Here is a 354-nt window from a genome sequence, read left to right on the forward strand (position 1 = left end):
ATCACGACCTGCATCCGCAAGTCTATAGCTCCAGACCCACGCAGGGAATCCCAGCCCGCGCATGTCAGTGAGGCCTGTGCGCGCACGCGTCAAATACCCCATCGACGCCATCTTCGAAAGGTCGCGGCCGAACTGCGGACACTTATTGGCACCGTACGGCATAATATCCATGGCCGCACCAGTCTTTTCCGCGTACTCATCAACGGCCCAGCGGTCCAGTACGTCGGCCTGATCATAATTCCTAGACATCAGGTCTAGGATCACGTCATACCTTTCAACGGGCTTCACAGGTGTTGCCGGGCCATACGGCGCACCGCCTCTCGGATGCTGTTCTCGATCAGGGCAGCGCTGATG

1 protein-coding gene is annotated in these 354 nt (G+C 58.5%); it reads right to left on the reverse strand.

Features of this window, described 5'->3' with window-relative positions:
* The coding region (locus tag AC1RPT_RS07830; protein ID WP_481762990.1) for a hypothetical protein at positions 1 to 354 on the reverse strand (354 nt) is incomplete at both ends.

The organism is Dellaglioa sp. CoH-56-MRSF-11 (assembly GCF_056782135.1).